Annotated in this window: 24 protein-coding genes and 1 other annotated feature; of the genes, 22 read left to right on the top strand and 2 right to left on the bottom strand. The window is 41.6% G+C overall.

Annotation, left to right across the window (positions count from 1 at the left end; genetic code table 11):
* The first annotated feature begins 25 nt into the window (after positions 1-25).
* The 19 genes from hflK to AC0VZ9_RS21980 all read left to right on the top strand — a co-directional run bounded on the left by hflK (position 26) and on the right by AC0VZ9_RS21980 (position 19,498).
* A complete protein-coding gene (hflK, locus tag AC0VZ9_RS22070; RefSeq protein WP_475396730.1) occupies positions 26-991 on the top strand; it encodes an FtsH protease activity modulator HflK in 966 nt (321 codons plus the stop codon).
* Positions 984-1,916: a protease modulator HflC gene (gene hflC / locus AC0VZ9_RS22065; protein WP_009333229.1), complete on the top strand. Its 933-nt coding sequence runs from the start codon at positions 984-986 to the stop codon at positions 1,914-1,916. The genes hflK and hflC overlap by 8 nt, the downstream gene beginning before the upstream one ends.
* 378 nt (positions 1,917-2,294) lie before the next feature.
* Positions 2,295-4,928, top strand: coding sequence for a DNA polymerase I (polA, locus tag AC0VZ9_RS22060; RefSeq protein ID WP_251174726.1), 2,634 nt, complete (start codon positions 2,295-2,297; stop codon positions 4,926-4,928).
* A 294-nt stretch (positions 4,929-5,222) separates the two neighbouring features.
* A complete protein-coding gene (mutM, locus tag AC0VZ9_RS22055) occupies positions 5,223-6,050 on the top strand; it encodes a DNA-formamidopyrimidine glycosylase (protein ID WP_475396729.1) in 828 nt (275 codons plus the stop codon).
* Between the two features lie 94 nt (positions 6,051-6,144).
* On the top strand, positions 6,145-6,780 hold the full coding sequence (gene ytaF / locus AC0VZ9_RS22050) for a sporulation membrane protein YtaF (protein ID WP_009333226.1): 636 nt from the start codon (positions 6,145-6,147) through the stop codon (positions 6,778-6,780).
* A 24-nt stretch (positions 6,781-6,804) separates the two neighbouring features.
* The gene (gene coaE / locus AC0VZ9_RS22045; RefSeq protein ID WP_009333225.1) at positions 6,805-7,404 is read left to right on the top strand and encodes a dephospho-CoA kinase; all 600 of its coding nucleotides are present in this window, start codon (positions 6,805-6,807) and stop codon (positions 7,402-7,404) included.
* A 245-nt stretch (positions 7,405-7,649) separates the two neighbouring features.
* Complete coding sequence (locus AC0VZ9_RS22040; RefSeq protein WP_009333224.1) at positions 7,650-8,681, top strand: glyceraldehyde-3-phosphate dehydrogenase; 1,032 nt, start codon at positions 7,650-7,652, stop codon at positions 8,679-8,681.
* Positions 8,682-9,005: 324 nt separating this feature from the next.
* The gene (gene speD / locus AC0VZ9_RS22035; RefSeq protein WP_009333223.1) at positions 9,006-9,380 is read left to right on the top strand and encodes an adenosylmethionine decarboxylase; all 375 of its coding nucleotides are present in this window, start codon (positions 9,006-9,008) and stop codon (positions 9,378-9,380) included.
* A gap of 138 nt (positions 9,381-9,518) precedes the next feature.
* Positions 9,519-9,923, top strand: a complete 405-nt coding sequence (locus AC0VZ9_RS22030; RefSeq protein WP_009333222.1) for a hypothetical protein — start codon at positions 9,519-9,521, stop codon at positions 9,921-9,923.
* A 114-nt stretch (positions 9,924-10,037) separates the two neighbouring features.
* Positions 10,038-10,499, top strand: a complete 462-nt coding sequence (gene nrdR / locus AC0VZ9_RS22025; protein ID WP_009333221.1) for a transcriptional regulator NrdR — start codon at positions 10,038-10,040, stop codon at positions 10,497-10,499.
* A 141-nt stretch (positions 10,500-10,640) separates the two neighbouring features.
* On the top strand, positions 10,641-12,077 hold the full coding sequence (locus tag AC0VZ9_RS22020) for a replication initiation and membrane attachment family protein (RefSeq protein ID WP_475396728.1): 1,437 nt from the start codon (positions 10,641-10,643) through the stop codon (positions 12,075-12,077).
* Positions 12,077-13,006, top strand: a complete 930-nt coding sequence (gene dnaI / locus AC0VZ9_RS22015; RefSeq protein ID WP_019383087.1) for a primosomal protein DnaI — start codon at positions 12,077-12,079, stop codon at positions 13,004-13,006. The genes AC0VZ9_RS22020 and dnaI overlap by 1 nt, the downstream gene beginning before the upstream one ends.
* A gap of 279 nt (positions 13,007-13,285) precedes the next feature.
* Positions 13,286-14,170 (top strand): putative sporulation protein YtxC, encoded by an 885-nt coding sequence (gene ytxC, locus AC0VZ9_RS22010; RefSeq protein ID WP_217032711.1) that lies wholly within the window; start codon positions 13,286-13,288, stop codon positions 14,168-14,170.
* Positions 14,171-14,879: 709 nt separating this feature from the next.
* On the top strand, positions 14,880-16,811 hold the full coding sequence (gene thrS / locus AC0VZ9_RS22005; RefSeq protein WP_009333217.1) for a threonine--tRNA ligase: 1,932 nt from the start codon (positions 14,880-14,882) through the stop codon (positions 16,809-16,811).
* 250 nt (positions 16,812-17,061) lie between these two features.
* Positions 17,062-17,185 (top strand) — a sequence feature (ribosomal protein L20 leader region).
* A gap of 177 nt (positions 17,186-17,362) precedes the next feature.
* A complete protein-coding gene (gene infC, locus AC0VZ9_RS22000) occupies positions 17,363-17,866 on the top strand; it encodes a translation initiation factor IF-3 (protein WP_009333216.1) in 504 nt (167 codons plus the stop codon).
* Between the two features lie 15 nt (positions 17,867-17,881).
* Positions 17,882-18,082 carry a 50S ribosomal protein L35 gene (gene rpmI / locus AC0VZ9_RS21995; RefSeq protein WP_009333215.1) on the top strand — a complete coding sequence of 67 codons (201 nt, stop codon included), beginning with the start codon at positions 17,882-17,884 and terminating at the stop codon, positions 18,080-18,082.
* A gap of 26 nt (positions 18,083-18,108) precedes the next feature.
* Positions 18,109-18,468 carry a 50S ribosomal protein L20 gene (gene rplT, locus AC0VZ9_RS21990; protein ID WP_009333214.1) on the top strand — a complete coding sequence of 120 codons (360 nt, stop codon included), beginning with the start codon at positions 18,109-18,111 and terminating at the stop codon, positions 18,466-18,468.
* Positions 18,469-18,592: 124 nt separating this feature from the next.
* Positions 18,593-18,865, top strand: a complete 273-nt coding sequence (locus AC0VZ9_RS21985; protein WP_475396727.1) for a DUF1294 domain-containing protein — start codon at positions 18,593-18,595, stop codon at positions 18,863-18,865.
* A 63-nt stretch (positions 18,866-18,928) separates the two neighbouring features.
* On the top strand, positions 18,929-19,498 hold the full coding sequence (locus AC0VZ9_RS21980) for a TVP38/TMEM64 family protein (protein ID WP_475396726.1): 570 nt from the start codon (positions 18,929-18,931) through the stop codon (positions 19,496-19,498).
* A gap of 30 nt (positions 19,499-19,528) precedes the next feature.
* Here the strand turns inward: AC0VZ9_RS21980 and AC0VZ9_RS21975 are convergent, their stop codons facing one another.
* On the bottom strand, positions 19,529-19,942 hold the full coding sequence (locus AC0VZ9_RS21975) for a hypothetical protein (RefSeq protein WP_009333211.1): 414 nt from the start codon (positions 19,940-19,942) through the stop codon (positions 19,529-19,531).
* 141 nt (positions 19,943-20,083) lie between these two features.
* Between AC0VZ9_RS21975 and AC0VZ9_RS21970 the strand changes: the two genes are divergently transcribed.
* Complete coding sequence (locus tag AC0VZ9_RS21970; protein ID WP_009333210.1) at positions 20,084-20,575, top strand: dUTP diphosphatase; 492 nt, start codon at positions 20,084-20,086, stop codon at positions 20,573-20,575.
* A 108-nt stretch (positions 20,576-20,683) separates the two neighbouring features.
* Positions 20,684-21,769 (top strand): M42 family metallopeptidase, encoded by a 1,086-nt coding sequence (locus AC0VZ9_RS21965; protein WP_251263999.1) that lies wholly within the window; start codon positions 20,684-20,686, stop codon positions 21,767-21,769.
* A gap of 123 nt (positions 21,770-21,892) precedes the next feature.
* Here AC0VZ9_RS21965 and sspI read toward each other — a convergent pair whose 3' ends face one another.
* Positions 21,893-22,099, bottom strand: coding sequence for a small acid-soluble spore protein SspI (sspI, locus tag AC0VZ9_RS21960; protein ID WP_009333207.1), 207 nt, complete (start codon positions 22,097-22,099; stop codon positions 21,893-21,895).
* A gap of 141 nt (positions 22,100-22,240) precedes the next feature.
* Here sspI and AC0VZ9_RS21955 point away from each other — a divergent pair, with 141 nt between their 5' ends.
* Positions 22,241-22,990, top strand: a complete 750-nt coding sequence (locus AC0VZ9_RS21955) for a TrmH family RNA methyltransferase (RefSeq protein WP_019383093.1) — start codon at positions 22,241-22,243, stop codon at positions 22,988-22,990.
* Positions 22,991-23,487: the final 497 nt, after the last annotated feature.

The raw sequence follows: 23,487 nt of genomic DNA, 5'->3' as shown, positions 1-23,487 counted from the left end.
GAGTGCTAGGGAAGGGGAGAGAGAAATGGTCAGCTTAAAGCGGATTTATACAATCGCAGGGCTAATTCTGGCAATTGTTATTTTAAGTATAGTTGCCTTTACAACATGGTACACCGTCGATGAATCGGATCAGGCAGTCATTTTAACATTTGGGAAAGTGGAGGAAGGCATTACGGAGCCGGGACTTCATTTCAAACTGCCATGGCCTGTCCAAACCGTGGAGAAGCTTTCAAAGGAAACCTTTTCGCTCCAGTTTGGATATGAAGAAAAGGATGGAGAAATAAAGGATTTTCCTGATGAGACAAAGATGATAACCGGTGATGAAAATATCGTTCTGGCAGATCTGGTGGTACAGTGGAAAATTACGGATCCGGAAAAATATCTTTATAATGCTGAAGATCCAGAAGAAATCCTATATGATGCTACTTCCTCATCCTTAAGAAGTATTATAGGGGGATCTAAAATTGATGATGCACTAACTTCAGGAAAAGCAGAAATTGAAGCGGATGTCAGAGAGCTCCTAACCTCTTTAATTGGCAAATATGATATTGGCATATCCGTTCTTGTAGTCAAACTGCAGGATGTGGAACTGCCGAATGATGATGTCAGAAAAGCCTTTACGGATGTAACGGATGCGAGGGAAACCGCCAATACCAAAAAAAATGAAGCAGAAAAATATAAGAACCAGAGAATGAATGAAGCAGAAGGTGAGAAGGAGGCTCTTGCCTCCAAAGCGGAAGGTGAAAAAGCGGCCCGTCTGGAAAGAGCACGTGGAGATGTGGCAGTATTTAATAAATTGTATGGAGAATATAAGAATAATCCTGATATCACAAGAGAGCGGCTTGTCATTGAAACGCTGGAGCAAGTCCTTCCAGGTGCTGAAATTTACATTATGAATGACGATGGAAATACAATGAAATATTTCCCGATCAGGCCGCTTGAGAAAGAACAGGCCAAACCGAAAGAGGAAGCTGGTGAGGATAATGAGTGATCAGAATGTGGTAAATATCAATGAACGGGGCGGGAATTTCCAGTGGAAAAGTTATACCAAACTTGGACTCATCCTTGTGCTTGTCATTGCCGCACTCGTAATTCTTTTCAGCAACCTTTTTATTGTAAAGGAAGGGGAGTACAGGGTCATCCGTCAATTTGGAGAGGTAGTCCGGATTGAGAGCGAGCCTGGATTAACATACAAAATACCATTTATCCAAAGTGTTACCACGCTCCCTAAATACCAAATGACTTATGACGTGTCCGAAGCTGAAATCAATACAAAGGACAAAAAGGTTATGATTATTGATAATTATGCAGTATGGAAAATTGATGACCCGAAGAAAATGATCTCAAATGCCAGAACATTGGAGGGAGCGGAGGCCAGAATGGAAGAATTCATCTACTCTGTGACCCGCTCCGAATTGGGCCGGCTGAATTATGATGAAATAATTAATGATGAAAAGTCATCAAGGGGATCATTGAATGATCAAATTACTACTAAAGTGAATGAATTGCTTTCTAATGATAACTATGGAATCACAGTAACAGATGTACGAATTAAACGAACAGATTTACCTTCTGAAAACGAACAGTCCGTGTACACCAGAATGATTTCAGAGCGCCAGTCAACAGCCCAGGAATACTTGTCCAAGGGTGATGCCCAGAAGAATATCATCATTGCTGAAACGGACAGGAATGTCAGGGAAATGCTGGCCAAGGCCCAGGCGGATGCTGAAACGATCCGGGCGGAAGGAGAAGCGGGAGCTGCGAAAGTCTACAACGAAGCCTTCTCAAAGGATCCTGAATTTTATTCCTTGTACCGCACGCTAGAATCATATAAAAAGACCATTAATGGTGAAACTGTAATTGTTCTCCCTTCGGACTCACCATATGCCCGACTGCTGATGGGGTATACGGATTAATAATTTTTAACCCAAAAGCCGTTATTTTTCTTTCTCTATCTGCTCATGATAGAATAAAGGAAAATAACGGCTTTTTTATTGTGGGCAAGGCGCTTGCGCTTTTCTAGTTAGATAACTGTCTAGCTTCAGGCGCCATCAGCTCTAGGGTCTAGGCCAATCCGTCTAAAAGGTTAAAGAACACCCTTTCAGCCGGCTTGTCATATGCTTGAGGCCCACAGGACATGGAAGGCTTCGTCAGCATAAACATCGCACGACCGAAAGCGATAGCTTTTGGGAGGATGTGGGTTATGCAGACGTTGCCACAGGACGTGGCGTTTTTAGTCTGCGTGCCTTTATTAAGCGGGCGCCTTCCGCTTTTCTGATAGGAGGAGATATTAGTTGGATAAAAAAAAGCTTGTTCTGATTGATGGCAACAGCATAGCTTATCGGGCATTTTTTGCTCTGCCGCTTTTAAACAATGATAAAGGAATACATACAAATGCTGTCTACGGATTTACCATGATGCTGCAAAGGATTCTCGAGGATGAAAAACCAACTCATCTTCTTGTGGCGTTCGATGCCGGAAAAACAACCTTCCGCCATAAAACCTTCAGCGAGTATAAAGGCGGAAGGCAGAAAACACCGCCTGAGCTATCAGAGCAGTTCCCCTATATCAGAGAACTTCTTGATGCTTACGGGATTTCCAGATATGAACTGGAAAACTATGAAGCGGATGATATTATTGGAACACTGTCCCTGCATGCCGAAAAAGATGGCTATGAAGTTAAAGTTATATCTGGGGATAAGGATTTAACACAGTTAAGTTCTGATGCTGTAACAGTCAGCATTACCCGCAAAGGCATTACTGACATTGAAGAATACACACCAGCTCATATAGAAGAGAAATACGGAATCACAGCTGACAGGATTATTGATATGAAAGGCCTAATGGGAGATAGTTCCGATAATATCCCAGGAGTTCCGGGAGTTGGGGAAAAAACAGCCCTTAAATTGCTGAAAGAGTTTGGAACCCTTGAAGAGCTCTTGGATTCTGTTGATAAGGTGAGCGGGAAAAAACTGAAAGAAAAGCTGGAAGAATTCAGGGATCAAGCTTTAATGAGCAAAGAACTTGCCACTATCACCAGAGAAGCCCCTGTTGAAATTAAAATTGAAGATATTGAATATGAAGGTTTTGATAAAGAAAAAGTTATAAACATCTTTAAAGAATTAGGCTTTAACTCTTTACTGGAAAAGCTGGGCGGTGACACAGAAGCGGTCGAAGAGAAACTTGAAGAAATTGAATTTATCATTGCGGATGAGATTAAGGAAGAGATGTTTACCGATGAAAATGCATTTTATGTTGAGCTTCTAGAAGATAATTACCATTATGCAGACATCATTGGTTTTTCCGTTGCGAATGATAAGGGGAATTTTTTCTTCTCCAAAGAAACGGCCTTAAAGTCAGATGTTTTTAAAACGTGGGCTGAAGATGAAACGAAAAAGAAGACAGTCTATGATGCCAAAAGATCGGAAGTCTCACTCCGGCATCATGGAGTTCATCTAAAAGGTGCCGATTTTGACCTTTATATTGCTTCTTATCTTATTAACCCATCTCAGACTATTGAAGATATGGCCTCTATAGCAAAAAATCATGGCTATAATGCGATTCAATCTGATGAAGCTTTTTACGGAAAAGGAGCAAAAAGGCGGATTCCGGAAGAAAAGGAACTCGCCGGGCATTTGGCAAGGAAAGCAGCGGCCTTGATGACATTGAAGGAAAAATTGGATAGTGAATTGAAGGAAAACCAGCAATCCGAGCTTTTTTATGACCTGGAAATGCCGCTGTCTCTGATTTTGGCTGATATGGAATCAACCGGTATTAAAGTGGATCTTGAGCGCCTGAAAACAATGGGACAAGACCTGCTCTCCAAATTGGATGAAATCGAAAAGCGCATACATGAGCTTGCCGGAGAAGCGTTTAATATCAATTCTCCAAAACAGCTCGGTGTGATCCTTTTTGAAAAATTAGGGCTGCCTGCCATTAAAAAAACAAAAACAGGGTATTCCACATCTGCTGATGTTCTGGAGAAACTAGAGAACAGCCATGAAATTATCCGGGACATTCTGCATTACCGCCAGCTTGGCAAACTTCAATCCACTTATATTGAAGGCCTGCTTAAGGTGGTTAACTATGAAACAGGCAAAGTCCACACCAGATTTAATCAGGCTCTTACACAGACAGGAAGGTTAAGCTCAACAGATCCGAACCTGCAGAATATTCCGATCCGTCTGGAGGAAGGGAGAAAAATCAGGCAGGCATTTGTCCCTTCAGAACCTGGCTGGGCCATCTTTGCAGCAGACTACTCGCAGATTGAACTGAGAGTACTGGCTCATATTGCGAATGATGAAAAGCTGATTGAAGCATTTATTGAAGATATGGATATTCACACGAAAACGGCAATGGAAGTATTCCACGTTAATGCCGATGAAGTTACATCCAATATGCGGCGCCATGCAAAGGCCGTAAACTTTGGAATTGTCTACGGAATCAGTGATTATGGCCTGTCCCAAAGCCTGGGTATCACACGGAAAGAAGCGGGTAAATTTATTGACCGCTATCTGGAAAGTTATCCTGGCGTTAAGCAGTATATGGATGATATTATCCATGATGCTAAACAAAAGGGATATGTCTCGACCCTTCTTCACAGAAGAAGGTATCTGCCTGAAATCACAAGCCGAAACTTCAACCTGCGAAGCTTTGCAGAACGAACCGCCATGAATACACCAATCCAGGGAAGCGCGGCCGATATAATAAAAAAAGCCATGATTGACATGGCTGACCGCCTAAGAAAAGAAGAACTCAAAGCACGCCTTCTGCTGCAGGTTCACGATGAACTGATCTTTGAGGTGCCAGAGGATGAAATAGAAACGCTCAAAAAAATCGTACCGGACGTTATGGAAAATGCAGTAGAATTGAAAGTTCCGCTAAAAGTGGATTATTCCTTTGGGCCAACGTGGTTTGATGCGAAATAAAAGTTGGTCTTGAGGAAATTACTTTGCAAGTAATTCACCTAAAATGATTTTTCTTGTTGTGATATGCTAAGTGCTATTAAAGATCGTGTTAATTGGAGTGGAAGGTGCGGGACTCCTGCGGGAGTGGCGAACCCAGGGAGACCCCACAGGTGCATAGCGCCGAGGAGGCTCCCGGAAGCCCCGCGGAAAGCGAGTGCCTGCAGCGGAAATTAACACCCCGGCAAACAGGATTCAATATATATCATAAAGCAAAGTCCAAAGCATTTTTAACTGATTTACAAAGGAGGGAGGACCATGCCTGAACTTCCTGAAGTTGAAACGGTCAGAAGAACATTGCAGGAATTGGTCATTGGCAAAACCATTGCACATGTTTCGGTTTTCTGGCCCAAAATGGTTAAGCATCCGCAAGAGCTTGTCCAATTCAAGGATGCTTTAGCAGGCCAAATTTTTCAGGACATTGGCAGGAGAGGAAAGTTTCTAATACTCTATACCATTGATTATGCCCTTGTGTCCCATCTGAGAATGGAAGGCAGGTACGGACTTTTTTTAAAAGAAGAGCCTGTTGATAAACATACTCATGTGATTTTTCATTTTACAGATGGCACAGAGCTCAGATATAAGGATGTCCGTAAATTTGGAACGATGCACTTATATGCAAAGGGTGAAGAATTTAAGACTCTTCCGCTGGCACACCTGGGACCGGAACCATTTGGAGAAGAGTTTACGGCAGAAGACCTTGCTGCAAGACTTGCACGGACCACCCGCAATATCAAAACTGCACTTCTCGATCAGAAAACGATCGTAGGGTTAGGAAATATTTATGTCGATGAAGCATTATTCCGTTCACGAATACATCCTGAAAGAGCGGCAAATAGTTTAACAAAAAGCGAATTGGAGACACTTCACAAAGAGATTGCAGATACCCTGAGGGAAGCGGTTGATAAGGGAGGGAGCACCATTCGCTCCTATGTTAATTCCCAGGGGCAAATTGGCATGTTTCAGCTTGAACTTTATGTGTATGGGCGAAAAGGGGAAGATTGCAAAGTCTGCGGAAGCACGCTTGAGCGGATCGTGACAGGAGGCAGAGGGACAGTCTATTGTCCAGCATGCCAGAAAAAATAATAATGCAGAATAGAGCTGAAATGCGTTTCGAATAACATTGGATGGGCTTCTTCCATATACTATCGTAGCGATTGACAGGAAGGAGCTCTATTCTATGGCGCATACATTCTCTCTTTTGATACTTGCTTTTGCTGTCAGTCTTGACAGTTTTAGTGTCGGTTTAACCTATGGCTTAAGGAAAATGAGCATACCATTTAAATCGATCAGTATAATCGCTTGCTGTTCAGCTTTAACATTAATGGCTGCCATGACAATTGGCCATTTTATAGAAGCCTTTTTATCTCCGGCTTTAGCTGAAAGTTTTGGGGGAGTCATACTTATTTTTCTTGGTGCCTGGGTACTTTATCAATTTTTCAGGCCGGAAAAGATTAAGGATGTCCTGCCGCATGAAAAAACGATTGTGAACCTGGAAATCAAATCTCTTGGGCTTGTCATTAATATCCTGAAAAAGCCGATGTCCGCTGATTTTGACAAATCCGGAACCATCACAGGAATTGAAGCACTGATGCTCGGGCTCGCTTTATCCCTTGATGCTTTCGGAGCTGGGATCGGTGCAGCCATGCTTGGGTACTCGCCTTTCTACCTGGCAATGACAGTCGCCGTTATGAGTTCTCTGTTTGTGTTTATGGGAATGCAAGTAGGATCCCTCTTCTCCAAAAGCGGGTGGGTCCATAAGTTCTCATTCATCCCTGGAATTATTTTAATCGTAATCGGGATATTAAAAATCTAGCATTTTAAATGAAAGGAACACACTATGTCACTGACTGTAGGTTTGACAGGCGGGATTGCAAGCGGGAAAAGCACCGTTTCATCTCTCCTCATCGAAAAAGGATACACTGTAATCGACGCGGATATAGAAGCCAGATTAGCTGTTGAAAAAGGAGAGGAAGCTTATCAGGAAATTGTCCGTCATTTTGGGGAAAGGGTTCTGCTCAAAGACGGTTCAATTGATCGTGCGGAACTGGGCTCCATTATTTTTCATGATGAAAAAGAGCGGAAAGCCTTAAATAGCATTGTACATCCTGCTGTCCGCAAAAGAATGACAGCCAAAAAGGAACAAGCTATCAGCCGTAATGAACAGATGATTATTTTAGATATACCGCTTTTATTTGAAAGTAAATTACAATACATGTGCGACAAAACATTATTAGTTTATGCAGATGAAGGTATACAGCTGCAGAGGCTGATGCAAAGAAATCAGCTTTCCGAGAAAGAAGCAATGGCAAGAATTCATTCCCAAATGCCTTTAAGAGAAAAGAAGGCATTGGCCGATGCTGTAATCGATAATAATGGCAGGATTGAAGAAACAGAGAAACAATTGTGGGATATTTTAAGAAAATGGAATGCTATCTAAGGGCCTGTCACAGGCTCTTTTTTGTTGCATTTAATACCCAATTAGTATGACAAAAATAAACTATATGTTTCTGATTTTTAGACCATTACCCCATAAAACATGGTGAAAGTAAAGGGTTTATATTTCTGAATTGTTAAACATTAAAAAATCCGCATTTAATTCATCACAAATGATTTTATATATGTTATACTAATTACATCTTAGGGTAACAAAAAGTATAACACTAATGCGGAAGGGGCCGTAACATGAAGGCGAGAATAGCGATTAACGGTTTTGGAAGAATTGGACGTATGGTTTTTAGAAAAGCCATCCTTGATGAAAATCTTGAAGTGGTTGCCATAAATGCAAGTTATCCAGCTGAAACTTTGGCACACTTAATTAAATATGATACAAACCACGGACCATTCGAAGGAAGTGTTGTTCCTGAAGACAATGCTATTGTGGTGAACGGAAAAAGTGTTAAGCTTGTCAGCAGCCGAAATCCTGAAGAGCTTCCGTGGAAAGAATTGAACATCGATATCGTCATTGAAGCAACAGGAAAGTTCAATTCACGTGATAAAGCAGCTCTTCACCTTGAAGCCGGAGCTAAAAAAGTAATTCTGACTGCTCCTGGAAAAAATGAAGATGTGACTATTGTTATGGGCGTAAATGAAAGCGCATTAAAAATTGAAGAACATGATATTATTTCTAATGCTTCATGTACAACAAACTGTCTTGCACCTGTTGCAAAAGTCCTTGATGAACAATTTGGCATTGAAAACGGACTTATGACAACAGTTCATGCATATACAAACGACCAAAAAAATATTGATAACCCGCATAAGGATTTACGCCGGGCGCGTGCTTGCGGACAGTCCATAATCCCGACTTCCACTGGTGCCGCTAAAGCTTTGTCGCTGGTATTGCCTCACTTAAAGGGCAAATTGCATGGAATGGCACTCCGTGTCCCAACGCCTAACGTTTCATTAGTTGACCTCGTAGTGGACTTAAAGCGCGACGTTACATTAGAAGAAGTGAATGCGGCATTTGCAACTGCTTCACAGGGATCGCTGCACGGTATCCTTGATATTACTGACGAACCATTGGTTTCAATTGATTTCAACACAAATGAACACTCTGCCATCATCGATGGATTATCTACAATGGTAATCGGCACCAGCAAAGTAAAAGTACTTGCATGGTACGATAATGAGTGGGGTTATTCCTGCCGTGTTGTAGACTTAACAAAATTTGTTGCACAGGAACTTTTCCAGGCATCTGCAGTAAAAATTGGATAATCGCCAATTTCTCTTAATATAAAACTACCCATACCCTTAAAGCCTGCCATTCCCCGGCAGGCTCCTTTTATTGGACAGAATTAAATCCTGAGAAGGACAAAGCCTTCAGAAATTTTGCCAAAAAAAATGTAAAACAATGTGTTGCAAAAAGAAATTAAACAAAGTATACTAATCCTCGTGAACTTCTCCGAGGTTTTGGTATGGTAGCTACTTAAAGGGTTAGGACCTCTCTGGACTAACTTTCCCCCGTGGTAGTTATGGACCAGTTTAAATCTGGAATTTCATTAATTAATAGCTTAAAAGTTTAAAGGGGGAAATTTGAATATGGAAACTATGGGTCGTCACGTAATCTCAGAACTTTGGGGATGCGATTTTGAAAAGTTAAATGATATGGATTTTATTGAGCAGACATTCGTAAATGCTGCATTAAAATCTGGTGCTGAAATTCGCGAGGTTGCATTTCATAAATTTGCACCACAGGGTGTAAGCGGAGTGGTTATCATCTCTGAATCTCATTTAACTATTCACAGCTTCCCGGAGCATGGCTATGCCAGCATTGATGTGTATACGTGTGGAGATCTTGACCCTAACATCGCTGCAGACTTTATTGCAGAATCGTTAGGAGCTCAAACGCGTGAGAATATCGAAATTCCTCGCGGTATGGGTCCAGTTCAAGTTAAACAAGCTCAAGTACTTTAATAACAGAATGATCTTAGGCAATCCAGAGGTGTATTCAATACACCTCTTTTTATTTTGTTTAATACTCTGCCACTACCTTTAGTATCTTCCTCAAAAATAGTACAATAAGGATACATAATAAATATCGGAGGAAAGAGGATGTCTATTTTCAGGCAGCTTGCCAGCCGCTATAAAAAGCAGTGTGAAACAAATGAAAACCACTCTGATCCTGAGCTCACTACAAGATATTATAGAACCAATACAGCTCAAATGATGCAAACGATTGAAGATTTATTTAAAGCAGACCAGAATGTGAACATTCTCAGCATTTCCAGAGAACGCGGCGAGATAGCAGCAGAAATTAAGAAAAATAAAGCTTGTTTTGCCATTGTCACAGTCGTGACTGTCAGGCCTTTCGAAACGGCTGTAGATATCAATATCTCAACTGAGCAATCCTCCCCGGCAGGTGTCCACCCAATCCTTAAGGGAGAAGTTCTTTCCATTTATGAAAAGGTGAATAAACGGCATGATTTTCTCGGTTCTGCAAGAAACGCAGATAAATAGTTGTACTTGTACTGACAACTCCTTTTTTATAAGATAAGAGTATCAAATAAAATTCGGTAATTGATCTAACGCCAGCAAAATAACTTACTTATAAAAGAATTCGGAGCTGATTGTATGAGATGCCCTTCATGCCAAAACAATAATACCCGTGTTCTCGATTCCCGTCCTGTTGATGACAGCAGATCCATTCGGCGCAGAAGGGAATGCGAGAAATGCGGGTACCGGTTTACGACTTTTGAAAAAGTGGAAGAAATTCCTTTAATTGTTGTGAAAAAAGAAGGCACCAGAGAGGAATTCAGCCGGGAAAAAATACTTAGAGGCCTTATTAAGGCATGTGAAAAGAGGCCGGTTGCCCTAAAGGACCTGGAGGACATTACTTTTGAAGTGGAAAAAGAGCTCCGCAGCAACGGTGTCTCTGAAATAAAAAGTGATGAAATTGGCGAAATGGTCATGGACAGGCTCGCAAATGTGGATGATGTGGCATATGTTCGTTTCGCATCGGTTTACAGGCAATTTAAAGATATCAATGTTTTTATTGATGAACTCAAAGAATTAATCAAAAAAGAACACTCTTAAATCAGGTCAGTTGCCGCTGTCCCTGATTTTGAATGAAATAGTTTGATGGGCTGAAGGATTTCTTTGGCTCTTTTTTTACGGTATATGTTTTTGATATTAATCAATGTGATAAATATTCTTAATAGAAAAAGGTGAAATACCATGGCCCAGCATTGGCAGGAGATGCTCCCCATTGATCGATATACAGTAGCAGCCAGCGGGCTTTTGCATGATTATGACCGAAAAGTGCTGACGCTGTTATACCAGCCGCTCATTGGCTCTGTGTGCTTCAGTTTATATATGACATTATGGGCGGAACTTGAAGAAAATCGGCTATGGTCATCTTCTAATTCACACCATAGTTTAATGAATTTCATGGACATGGGGCTTAAGGATATATATGAAGCCCGCCTTAAGCTTGAAGGGATAGGACTTTTAAAGGTATACGTAAACAAAGATGAAGAGACAAGGTCATTTATTTATGAACTGCTTCCCCCGCTGACACCTGAACAATTTTTCCTTGATGGCATGCTTAATATTTATCTTTATAAGAAATTGGGCAGAAACCAATTTATGAGGCTTAAACGCTTCTTTTCAGAACAGAAGGTGAAGACAGCTACAGGGTATAAGGAAGTAACCAAGGCTTTTCAGGATGTATTTCAATCAGGACACCCTGGTTCTTTTGAGATTGACGATGAAGTGGTGCAGCTGATGAATGAATCAGAGGTGGAAGGGTATATTGGAAGGCAGGAGCAGGAAGGTATTCAAATCGGGAATGAAGATTTTAATTTTGAACTGCTTCAGGCAGGGCTGAATGAATCACTAGTACCGAAAAAGGCCATTACAGTTAAAGTAAAGGAATCTATCAGCAATCTTGCCTTTTTGTACGGAATCGACCCCATTCAAATGAAAAATATCGTCATCAGCGCTGTAAATGAAGATAATGAGATAAACATTGATGAGTTGAGAAAATCTGCACGGGACTGGTATCAATTCCAAAACCAGGACCAGCTGCCATCCCTGATTGACAGGGTTCAGCCTGCCATCCATCAGACTCATAAAAAACAGCCTGAAACGCAGGAAGAAGAGTTGATCCGTTATTTGGAAATCACCTCACCAAGGCAGCTATTAAAAGATATATCAGGAGGGGCAGAGCCATCAAAAGGCGATATGCAGATCATTGAAGATGTCATGTTTCAGCAAAAGCTTTTGCCAGGGGTAATTAATGTACTGATTCAATATGTTATGCTCAAAACAGATATGAAATTGACCAAAGGCTACGTAGAAAAAATAGCTGGCCACTGGGCTAGAAAGAAAATAAAAACACCCCAGGAAGCTATTGCTTTAGCTAAGAAAGAACACCGGCAATACCTGGATTGGGCGGAAGGAAAGAAAACTGCCAGCACAACCGGTAACAAAAAGAAGCCAATCAGGACAGAGATGCTTCCGGACTGGTTTGATGAAAAAAGCAGTTCATCAGCCAAAAAGAAAGAGCCCCAGCAGCAAATAAGCGAAAAGGATCAGTATGAGCTGGAAATGAAGAAAAAGGAGCTTCATGAAAAATTAAAAAAACTGCGTTCACAGGAGGTGACTGATTGATGGAGAAAATTAATGAAACATTAAGGCGCCTTGCGGGCAATGAAGGTTTTCAAAAAAGGTATGAAATGATGAGAAACCAAACGCTTAATCACCCTGAAGTAAAGGCTTTTATCCAAACTCATCAAGATGAATTGACATCTGAGATGGTTGAAAAGAGCCTTAGCAAACTCTTTGAGTATACACAGCAGAGCAAGGAGTGCAATAAATGTCCGAGCCTGGAGGGCTGTGTGAACTTTATGCAGGGCTATCATCCGGAACTTGTGATTCAAAGAGGATCGGTCGATCTGAAATATGATAAGTGCCCGCGCAAGGTCATGCACGATGAGAAGCGGAGAAATGAAAAATTAATTCAGAGCTTATATGTACCATCTGATATCCTTCATGCCACTTTTGATTCCATATATGATGATGACGATCGTATTGAGGCCGTTGATAAGGCGGCATCTTTTGTTATGGACTACCAGCCGGGATCCAAGGGAAAAGGAATTTATTTTTATGGGAAATTCGGTGTAGGAAAATCTTATTTGCTTGGTGCTATCGCCAATAAGCTTGCAAGCCAGAAAGTATCCTCCATGATTGTCTACGTTCCTGAACTATTCAGGGAATTGAAAAATTCAATTGGAGATCAAACTCTTAACAGCAAAATTGAAACCATTAAAAAAGCACCGGTTTTAATGTTTGATGACATTGGTGCAGAAACCATGTCCAGCTGGACAAGGGATGAGATTTTAGGGCCGATTCTGCAGTTCCGCATGCAGGAAAGCCTGCCAACTTTCTTTACTTCCAATTTCGACCTGCAGGGTCTTGAACATCATCTCTCCTACAGCCAGCGCGGAGAGGAAGAGAAAATGAAGGCAAGGAGAATCATGGAGCGCATTAAATACCTTGCTGAACCAGTGCTTGTAGAAGGACCGAACAGAAGAGTATAATAATCTGAAAGCTGCCGATAAAGTGTCCGGCAGCTTTTGTTATAAAGTAAGAAATCATTCCTTTGAACTTTGATGCTGTCTAGCTTCGGCAGCGTATACATCGCACGACCGAAAGCATTAGCATTTGGGAGGACGTGGCGTTTTTAGTCTGCGTTCCTTCATGGGCAAGGCGCTTCCGCTTTTCTTATAGTTTAATGCACTAAAAGGCTAATCCCACTTCTAACTTGGCCAAGTCCGCCATATACATAGAACAGAGATTTGTATAAAGGGGGGATTTGGTTGATCGAAATCATTTTCCAAAGCAGCACGGATGCGAGGAATTTTTATGAGCATCTTTATGAGCAGCTGCAGTCTTTTTGTCAATGTGATAATAATATTCTTCATTTTGAAGATCGACATATAGTCAGAGTCTCTGCTGGAAATAACGGCAATGTCCTGAATATTGTTAAGGAAGTATTTTTTCAATTTATAGTGAACCAGAAGCAGGATGATTGGTTTAAACGGATACTGATGGAGCATTATTATTATGAGGATGAAGGTGAACAGCAGCAGATTCTTGAGATCATTCACTCTATTTTGGAAGGAAGCAGGGAGGATCTTGCTGCGTTTGTCAGTGGCCTGGATGTAAAAGAAAGCTTGAGGAGCGCAATTGATCAGCTGTTTCAGAATAACATTTCCTTTTCTTTTGATTCTTTTGTAAAATTCCGAATGCGGCCGCTTATGAATGAAATGACCAAATACGTTGAAGTTTCCATCGATGAATATAAAATGGAGCAGGAATATCAGATGTTTATTCATACATTGAGGGACTTCCTGTCAGGAAAGCAGCCAAAGATTAATACGATCCATGTCGTGATGGATGAAGGTGTTTATTTTTATGATGAGCACTTGTGCGAAATTAAACGCGGAGAGCTATTAAGAATGATTGACCGCAAGCTATTATCCAATCATCCTGTATACGTGGATTCTGTTACGATTGCGCCGCTGCTCTCAATCGCACCTTCAGCCATTTATCTGTATTCAGATGATTTCGAGCAGCCGCTGGTCAGAACAATCCGCAATATTTTTGAAGAAAGACTTGAATTAAGCTCTATTGAAGCCTTTTATAATTATCAAAACGCCCATTCTTATGCCGATGATGAAAAATGTAAAAGATACCCTTGATTTTCCTGAAATAACAAACTATAATAACGTACATATTATAAAAATCGAGCAAAAGTTGCGATGAGGATATGGGTATTCTGATACGGTTTAAAGAGAGGGAAGGCAGGGCTGAAACCTTCCTAACACGATTCGAATGCTTACCGCCTCTGAACTCCAGCCAGGAAATGGGCTGGCGGGAAAAGACCGTTATCTTACTACAGAGTCGTTTTTTTTCTAAGAGAACGAGAAGTAGGGTGGAACCGCGTGTTAAATACAACTCGTCCCTTTTTTAGGGACGGGTTTTTTATTTTTTTAAGTGTATAACCCGTTTAAGGAGCAAATCTAATCCAGCTCCAGCGCCTAGCCCCTCGAGGTCACAAGTTTGTCTAGTTGCGGCTCCAGGGGACGAAAGACTAACCCATCCCTTTCAGAAGGAGAAAACGCCTTCTTGCAGGGCTTGTCTTCGTCCCTGGGCAGTCGCCTCCACATTTCGGGAATCCTTCAAAAAAGGAAAGAACGCCTTTTTATGAGGCCCGCCTTGTGCTTGTCGGGGCTGATCAAGGCGCTTGCGCTTTATCGCAGTCTAACGGACAGTATATCCCCATGCAAGTTGGTTACACTCGATACGTATGTATGGATAACTGCCCGTAATGCCTGATAAGTTCAACTAACAATCAGGAGAAAATGACTCCTGATTGGAGTTTCACTTTATAAATAAGGAGGAAATATCATGTCAGAAGTTGTTAAAGTTTCGTTTCCAGATGGAGCTGTAAAGGAGTACCCAAAGGGAACGACAACAGAAGATATTGCAGCTTCGATCAGCCCGGGCCTGAAGAAAAAGGCAATTGCCGGCAAGCTGGATGGAGAAATGTATGATCTTCGCCGTCCAATCGAAAAGGATGGAGCTATTGAAATTGTAACACCGGACTCAAACGATGCGCTGGAGGTTCTTCGCCACAGTACTGCCCATCTAATGGCGCAGGCAATCAAGCGTTTGTATAAAAATGTAAAGCTTGGGGTAGGTCCTGTCATTGAAGGCGGATTTTATTATGACATCGACCTCGAAGAATCACTTTCACCAGAAGACCTTCCTGTGATAGAAAAAGAAATGAAGAAAATCATTAATGAAAACCTTGACGTTGTCCGCAAGGAAGTCAGCCGTAATGAGGCGGTTCAGATGTACAAGGAAATTGGTGATGAATACAAGCTTGAACTGATTGAAGCCATTCCTGAAGATGAAACAGTGACAATCTATGAGCAGGGCGAATTCTTTGATCTCTGCCGCGGAGTCCACGTTCCATCGACCGGCAAACTAAAAGAGTTTAAATTATTAAGTATTGCTGGCGCCTACTGGAGAGGCGACAGTGACAATAAGATGCTTCAGCGCATTTATGGTACAGCTTTCTTTAAGAAAGAAGACCTGGCCGAGCATTTGCGTCTCCTTGAGGAAGCGAAAGAGCGTGATCATCGTAAAATCGGCAAAGAGCTTAACTTGTTCATGAATTCGCAAAAAGTCGGACAGGGCTTGCCTATGTGGCTTCCAAAAGGGGCAACAATCCGCCGCAATATCGAGCGCTATATCGTTGACAAGGAAGAAAGACTGGGCTATGACCATGTATATACTCCGATCATGGGAAGTGTAGATCTTTATAAAACATCCGGGCACTGGGATCATTATCAGGAAGATATGTTCCCTGTAATGGAAATGGATAACGAACAGCTTGTTCTTCGTCCAATGAATTGCCCGCATCATATGATGATCTATAAGAATGGCATCCACAGCTACCGTGAACTGCCAATCCGTATTGCTGAGCTTGGAACAATGCACCGCTATGAAATGTCAGGAGCACTATCCGGCCTTCAGCGTGTACGCGGCATGACTCTGAACGATGCTCATATTTTTGTCCGCCCTGACCAGATTAAGGAAGAGTTTAAGCGCGTAGTACACCTGATTCTTGAAGTATATAAAGACTTCGATATCAATGACTACTCATTCCGTCTTTCCTACAGAGATCCACAGGATACTGAGAAGTACTTTGATGACGATGAAATGTGGGAAAAAGCACAGGCAATGCTTAAAGAAGCCATGGATGAAATCGGCCTTGATTATTTTGAGGCAGAAGGTGAAGCAGCTTTCTACGGTCCGAAGTTGGATGTTCAAGTTAAAACTGCTCTTGGAAAGGATGAGACATTATCCACTGTCCAGCTGGACTTCTTGCTTCCTGAACGCTTTGACCTGACTTATGTAGCCGAAGATGGAAAGCCTCATCGTCCGGTCGTTATCCACCGCGGTGTCGTTTCCACTATGGAGCGTTTTGTGGCATTCCTGATTGAAGAGTATAAGGGAGCATTTCCAACATGGCTTGCCCCGGTTCAAGTTCAGGTCATTCCGGTTTCTCCTGATATTCACTTTGATTATGCAAAACAAGTCCGGGAGCAGCTTCAGGCAGAGGGCTTCCGCGTAGAGCTGGATGACCGCAATGAAAAAATCGGCTATAAGATCCGTGAAGCGCAAATGCAAAAGACTCCATACATGCTTGTTGTGGGGGACAATGAAGTAGCTGAAAAAGCTGTCAATGTCCGTAAATATGGAGAGCAGAAATCAGAAACAGTTTCATTTGAAGACTTCATCTCAGCATTAAAAGCAGAAGTTAAACGATAATTATGAAAAAGGGCTGCACGAGCTGCAGCCCTTTTTTGTGAAGTTTTTGTGACAGCCGCAGAATCTGTAATACCCAAGTCAGCTGTGCAAACCAGAAAGTTGGCATTAAATTCATTTTGAAAAAATGTTGAAATCATATTGCCAAAAGCGATTAATTTTGTTATGCTTTTCTTCGTTGTGATAAAAGTTATTCGTTTGACACGAAATCATACTTTGTGATATAGTAGCTAAGGTAAATTGAATACAGTTTGAGGAAAAGAAGAAGCACCCGCTTCTCACCTGATTGACGCAAAGTGCAGTTGGCAGGTTTTACGTGAACATTTTCTGTTTATATACGTAAGTGTGGGTGTTTTCATCCGCACTTTTTTATTTGGTTAAAAACAGCTCTGCTTCCGCTCCGGAAGAGAAATGTTGCATAACTTGCGATTCAGCTTTGGTCCGGTGCAGCTGGCAGCTTAAAAGTTGTCTGCTCCAGCAGGCGCTTGCGCTTTTCTTGACCCAAACGTTGTGTTCGCATTAAACCTTGGAGGTGTCTAGCTATTAGCAAAGATATGTTGTTAAACGAGGGCATTCGCGCCCGCGAAGTCCGTCTTATTGACCAAAACGGCGAGCAGTTAGGTATTAAATCAAAATTCGACGCACTTGAAATTGCTTCTCGTGCCAATCTGGATCTTGTTCTGGTTGCACCGAATGCGAAACCTCCGGTAGCCCGTATCATGGACTACGGAAAGTTCAAATTCGAGCAGCAGAAGAAAGATAAAGAAGCTCGCAAAAACCAGAAGATTATCAGTATTAAAGAAGTTCGTCTTAGCCCGACTATTGAAGAGCATGACTTTAATACAAAGCTTCGCAATGCTATTAAATTCCTTGAAAAAGGCGATAAAGTAAAAGCATCGATCCGATTTAAAGGTCGTGCCATTACGCATAAGGAAATTGGCCAGCGTGTTTTAATCCGGTTTGCACAAGCATGCAATGAAGTTGCAGTAGTGGAATCGCATCCAAAAATGGATGGCCGAAGCATGTTTATGGTCTTAGCACCGAAAAACGACAAGTAAGAGGAGGAATTCCCAATGCCAAAAATGAAAACTCACCGCGGCGCTGCTAAGCGTTTCAAAAGAACAGGTTCTGGTAAACTGAAGCGTTCTCATGCTTACAGAAGCCATATGTTCGCTAACAAATCTCAAAAGCAAAAGCGTAAGCTTCGCAAAGGAACTCTTGTTTCTTCAGGCGATTACAAGCGCATCCGTAACTTACTAGTAAATCTTAAGTAATATCTCGAAATTAGGAGGGAAATAATATGCCACGTGTAAAAGGCGGTACAGTTACTCGCAAACGTCGTAAAAAAGTCATCAAATTAGCTAAAGGTTATTTCGGTTCAAAACATACATTATACAAAGTTGCTAACCAGCAGGTTATGAAATCCCTAATGTATGCATACCGCGACCGTCGCCAGAAAAAGCGCGACTTCCGCAAACTTTGGGTTACTCGCATCAACGCAGCAGCTCGCATGAACGGTCTTTCTTACAGCCGTTTAATGCATGGTTTAAAGCTTGCTGGCATCGAAGTTAACCGCAAAATGCTTGCTGAATTAGCAATCGCTGACGAAAAAGCATTTGCTGAATTAGCATCAGTTGCAAAGCAGCAGCTTAGCAAGTAATAATTATTCATAAAATAGCCATTCCCTTAAATGTGGGAATGGTTTTTATTTTGCTTTAAATGGACAGAAGCTTTTGTTTCATTTAAGCTCAATACAGACTTAATACATATAAAGGAGAAAGCTCATGGTCAAGACAATTGCTCTTATCTATCTGATTATGAATGCGGCTGGTTTTTATCTGATGAAGCTTGATAAGGAGAAGGCGAAACGGAATCAGTATCGAATCAGCGAAAAAAATCTCTGGATCACAGCCATTTTGAGCGGGGCTGCGGGAATGACTCTTGGAATGAAGGCTTTCAGGCATAAAACAAAGCATGTGCAGTTTAAATGGGGACTGCCTATTCTGGCGATGCTTGAAGCAGGCTTACTTGTGTACCTGATTATTCTCTTGTCATAAACTATCAGGGCTATCCATAAGCTTTAGGGAACAGCAGGAAAGACATCGGGGAGAGGTGAGGGCATGAATGATCAATTGACTCTATTGTTTGCCATGGCAGAGACTGCTGGAATTCTTGCTCCCATTGCTTTTATCTTTTTTCATATCATCAGGCAGTTTCTATTCATTCCGGTACCGCTTGTCTGCATAACTGGAGGAGTTCTGTTTGGAAGTTTTTTTGGTTCTGTTTTCTCCATTGCAGGACTGATGATCAGCAGCATTCTTTTTTATTTCTTGATCACAAAAATGCCGAGGACACATGAAAAGCTTTCATTACTAAGAAAGCGGTGGTTCGGGGAATACCGGAATTTGACTGTCGGTCAGGTTGCGGTTTTAAGGCTCATCCCTTTTATTCATTACCATTTATTGAACTTTTGTCTTATGGAGAGGAATAAGGGTTTGGATCAATATTTGAAAAATTCTTGGATCACCAATTTGCCGCTGGCTGTTTTTTATACCGTTTTCGGAGAATTCATCAGCCGATTCACTCCTTCAATGATTATTCTGATTTTGCTTTCCCTTTCTGTTTTAGTATTTGTGCTGAGGGAAAAGGTGATTGTCATTAAATGGAAGGAATTCTTTAAAGCAGCATAAAAAAACGTTCGGGGCTGCCGAACGTTTTTTTTATAAATGGTTTTTAATTTCATCTCCTGGTGAAGCTGTTTTATGCATAAATTCCTTCACAGGGCTTTTCCAGTCAATTTTTGCAGTGGGATAGGCCTCGGTTATCTTTCTTTCTATAAAAAGAAAATCCTCCCTTACCATCCCTTTAAGGGCCGATGTATTGTGCGGCCAGATGAAAATGGAGACCACATCAAAGGCATTGTCCGTGGTTCCCAGATATTTTTCGCCCTCAAATAGAACCCCTTTATACGTAATCAGGAAGTTCTTCCTGACATTTTCCTGGTCATCCCAAAAATAATATCGTTTCTGTTCGTGGGCAAGCTCGAGCTTTCTCTTAGAATTCAGCAGATATTTTACCGCGGTGTATATAAGAAAAAGAATCAGAGCAAACAATAGCATACGCAGGAGCCACATATTAACCAGCCCTCCATTATTATTTTCCTTACTTTACGGATGAGATTAAAAAAAGTTTCAACCTTTTTGCGATTTGTTATAATTTTTTTGATAGGCAATGTTTTGTATGTTAATCATTTATTTCTTATAGGATGGTGGAAAATGAATTATCAGCTATTATTTCAAATGCAAAAAGGGCTGGACAGCCATATAGAATCAAATCATGGTTTAGAGGAAGAAGATTTATTTGAACGTAAGGTGCTTGCGCTGCTGGTTGAATTGGGAGAGCTTGCAAATGAGACAAGATGCTTCAAGTTTTGGAGCCTTAAGCCATCCTCCCCTCAGGAAACAGTATTGGAAGAGTTTGTAGACGGTATACATTTCATTTTATCACTTGGAATTGAATGCGGATTTGATGCTGAAAAGGAATATGCTGTTCCTTTGGAAAAGGCAGAGTCAGTGAATGGCCAGTTTTTGTCTGTATATGATGAAATCGGACAGTTTCGGACTAGCCGTTCCCTAGCCGATTATAAAGAGCTTATTGCTGCCTATTTGCAGCTAGGGGAAATGCTTGGTTTTAACTCTTCAGATATAGAAAAAGCATATATAGATAAAAATGAAGTAAATTATAAAAGGCAGGCTGAAGGATACTAATCCTGCAGGTCCGCCTGCAGCCGGAGTAAATATCCGTCTGATAATTCTTTATATTAAATCGCATGTTCGGTATAATAGGGTTGAATAAATATTAAGGGAGTCGAAATGATGGCTAAATTAGATGAAACGTTAACCATGCTTAAAGACTTAACGGATGCGAAAGGAATTCCGGGAAATGAGCGCGAACCGCGCGAGGTTATGAAAAAATACATAGCAGCATATGCTGATGAAGTGACAACAGATGGACTGGGAAGCCTGATTGCTAAAAAAACCGGCAAAGAAGGCGGCCCTAAGATCATGGTGGCTGGCCACTTAGATGAAGTTGGATTTATGGTAACAAACATTGATGATAAAGGTTTCATCCGCTTCCAGACAGTTGGGGGCTGGTGGTCACAGGTTATGCTTGCACAGCGTGTGACGATTGTAACGTCCAAGGGAGATATCACCGGGGTAATTGGTTCTAAGCCTCCGCATATCTTGTCCCCGGATGCGCGCAAAAAGCCTGTTGAAATTAAAGACATGTTCATTGATATTGGTGCTTCAAGCCGTGAAGAAGCGAAAGAATGGGGAGTAAAACCTGGTGACATGGTGGTTCCATATTTTGAGTTTACGGTTATGAATAATGAAAAGATGCTATTGGCAAAGGCTTGGGATAACCGCATCGGCTGTGCAATTGCCATTGATGTGCTTAAGCAATTGAATGATGCTGATCATCCAAATGAAGTATATGGTGTAGGAACGGTTCAGGAAGAGGTTGGACTTCGCGGAGCCCGCACTTCGGCTCAAAAAATCGAGCCGGATATCGCATTTGGTGTAGATGTGGGAATCGCAGGTGACACGCCAGGGATTTCTGAAAAAGAAGCCATGAGCAAAATGGGCAAAGGGCCGCAAATCATCCTTTATGATGCATCAATGGTCTCGCACAAAGGTCTTCGTGATCTAGTAACAGACACTGCGGATGAATTGAATATCCCATATCAATTTGATGCCATCGCTGGCGGCGGAACAGATTCAGGAGCCATTCATGTTACTCATAATGGAGTTCCATCACTTTCCATTACCATTGCAACTCGCTATATCCATTCCCATGCAGCAATGCTTCACCGCGATGACTATGAAAATGCCGTTAAGCTTATTGCTGAAGTGATTAAGAAGCTTGATCGGGAAACAGTGGATAGGATTACTTTTGAATAAGAAAAGCTGAAGGCCCGCTGCTTTGACCCGAGAGCTGATGGCGCTGGACAGTTATCTAAGCTTTACCCTTTGTTATTTAGCAGAATTAAAAAAACTCCGGAGCTATACCGGAGTTTTTTCATTTTATTTAAGGCCGCTCTCCAATGTTTGAAGCATTTCCAGCTTGTCTTCCTCTGAAGAATTTTTCCAAATTACTTCAAACAAAACACCTAATCCAGGCAGCATTTTCTCTTCCCCATTTTGAATGGCATCTACGATCGTATCTTTAAGTTCGTCTTGAGAGTTGCCTGAAACATTGTGTAAAATGGCATTGCGCAGGTTTAAATTCACCTTGATGCACTCCTTCCAGATTTAATTCGTTATTATCTTCTCTAATTTCGCTTTTATTATGTATTTCAAATAGGCTATAATGAAAAAACTGTATAAAGAAATTCCGGTTGTGCGGGATTTTCTATAAAAGGAGAGACCGTGTTGAAGCATATACAATCTGCAAAAAATCCAAAAATTAAAGAATGGAAGAAACTTTTGACCAAAAAAGAGCGGGACAAAACAGAAACCTTTTTGGTTGAAGGCTTTCATTTAGTGGAAGAAGCACTGAAAGCCAATCAAATAGCTGAAATAATCATTAGTGAAAATAAAGACATGCCTCCCGGATGGGATTATGGCGACATCCCTGTAACAATGGTTACAGAAGAAATCATCGGGCAGCTGGCGGATACGGAAACGCCGCAGGGAATCTTTGCTGTCTGCAGTCAGGAACCATCTTCCGAGGAAGTAAAAGGAAAACGGTTTTTATTAATTGATGCCGTCCAGGATCCCGGCAATCTGGGTACGATGATCAGGACGGCAGATGCTGCTGGTATCGATGCCGTTATTGTGGGTGAAGGAAGCGTTGACGCATATAACCCAAAGGTGCTCCGCTCTGCACAGGGCAGTCACTTCCATTTGCCGGTTTTAAGAGGGAATCTGTCTGACTGGATTGGCAGACTGAAAGAAAGTAAAGTTCCTGTCTATGGAACTGCTTTGGAAAATGCCCGGGAATACACAAAGTATGAGTCCTCTGATTCCTTCGCGCTGCTCGTTGGAAATGAAGGAAATGGGGTGAATAAAGAGCTTCTGGCTAATACAGCAGCAAACCTTTATATACCGATATTCGGGAAAAGCGAATCACTTAATGTGGCGGTGGCTGCCGGAATTCTTCTTTATCACTTAAGAAAATAGAAAATGGGCGGCCATTTTTTGAAAACCGTTTGAAACAGCCTCAAGAATGTAATATAATTAACAGCAAAATTATAATAACAAAACGATGACGGAGACCAATACCTTGCAGTCAGCCTTTTCAGGGAGAAAATGCCTAAGACTGAAAGCATTTTTACAGGAAATGCAAGGGAACATTCACCTCCTGAGTTGGCATCGGGACCATTGAAAAGTAAGCGAGAAAGAATAGATAACTGTCTAGCTCCGGCTCCTAGGGGCTAGAGGTCATAAGCCAATCTGTCATGAAGGTAAAGTTCAACCTTCATGCCATCTTGTCTTATGCTTGTCGCCTCCGCTTTTCGATGTAAAGATGTACCGGCATAAGCCGTTATCCCAATGAAGTGAACACGTGCATGAAGTACATATATGTGTTAAAAAGGGTGGTACCGCGAAACCTCGTCCCTTTATGGGGATAGAGGTTTTTTATTTTGGCCAAAAAAGTAAAAGTATTAATTTCAAGG

Source organism: Cytobacillus sp. QJM3NY_8 (assembly GCF_056173585.1).
Note: the sequence above shows the minus strand (reverse complement) of the source record. Positions and strands in the feature narration are given on the sequence as shown.

Excerpts from the sequence above, each read along its gene's own strand:
- hflC (WP_009333229.1), top strand. The coding sequence starts at position 984 with ATGAGTGATCAGAATGTGGTAAATATCAATGAACGGGGCGGGAATTTC.
- dnaI (WP_019383087.1), top strand. The coding sequence starts at position 12,077 with ATGGAGAAAATTAATGAAACATTAAGGCGCCTTGCGGGCAATGAAGGT.
- coaE (WP_009333225.1), top strand. The coding sequence starts at position 6,805 with ATGTCACTGACTGTAGGTTTGACAGGCGGGATTGCAAGCGGGAAAAGC.
- nrdR (WP_009333221.1), top strand. The coding sequence starts at position 10,038 with ATGAGATGCCCTTCATGCCAAAACAATAATACCCGTGTTCTCGATTCC.
- AC0VZ9_RS22040 (WP_009333224.1), top strand. The coding sequence starts at position 7,650 with ATGAAGGCGAGAATAGCGATTAACGGTTTTGGAAGAATTGGACGTATG.
- AC0VZ9_RS22020 (WP_475396728.1), top strand. The coding sequence starts at position 10,641 with ATGGCCCAGCATTGGCAGGAGATGCTCCCCATTGATCGATATACAGTA.
- rplT (WP_009333214.1), top strand. The coding sequence starts at position 18,109 with ATGCCACGTGTAAAAGGCGGTACAGTTACTCGCAAACGTCGTAAAAAA.
- mutM (WP_475396729.1), top strand. The coding sequence starts at position 5,223 with ATGCCTGAACTTCCTGAAGTTGAAACGGTCAGAAGAACATTGCAGGAA.
- speD (WP_009333223.1), top strand. The coding sequence starts at position 9,006 with ATGGAAACTATGGGTCGTCACGTAATCTCAGAACTTTGGGGATGCGAT.
- rpmI (WP_009333215.1), top strand. The coding sequence starts at position 17,882 with ATGCCAAAAATGAAAACTCACCGCGGCGCTGCTAAGCGTTTCAAAAGA.
- thrS (WP_009333217.1), top strand. The coding sequence starts at position 14,880 with ATGTCAGAAGTTGTTAAAGTTTCGTTTCCAGATGGAGCTGTAAAGGAG.
- ytaF (WP_009333226.1), top strand. The coding sequence starts at position 6,145 with ATGGCGCATACATTCTCTCTTTTGATACTTGCTTTTGCTGTCAGTCTT.
- AC0VZ9_RS21985 (WP_475396727.1), top strand. The coding sequence starts at position 18,593 with ATGGTCAAGACAATTGCTCTTATCTATCTGATTATGAATGCGGCTGGT.
- hflK (WP_475396730.1), top strand. The coding sequence starts at position 26 with ATGGTCAGCTTAAAGCGGATTTATACAATCGCAGGGCTAATTCTGGCA.
- AC0VZ9_RS21965 (WP_251263999.1), top strand. The coding sequence starts at position 20,684 with ATGGCTAAATTAGATGAAACGTTAACCATGCTTAAAGACTTAACGGAT.
- AC0VZ9_RS21970 (WP_009333210.1), top strand. The coding sequence starts at position 20,084 with ATGAATTATCAGCTATTATTTCAAATGCAAAAAGGGCTGGACAGCCAT.
- AC0VZ9_RS21980 (WP_475396726.1), top strand. The coding sequence starts at position 18,929 with ATGAATGATCAATTGACTCTATTGTTTGCCATGGCAGAGACTGCTGGA.
- infC (WP_009333216.1), top strand. The coding sequence starts at position 17,363 with ATGTTGTTAAACGAGGGCATTCGCGCCCGCGAAGTCCGTCTTATTGAC.
- AC0VZ9_RS21975 (WP_009333211.1), bottom strand. The coding sequence starts at position 19,942 with ATGTGGCTCCTGCGTATGCTATTGTTTGCTCTGATTCTTTTTCTTATA.
- AC0VZ9_RS22030 (WP_009333222.1), top strand. The coding sequence starts at position 9,519 with ATGTCTATTTTCAGGCAGCTTGCCAGCCGCTATAAAAAGCAGTGTGAA.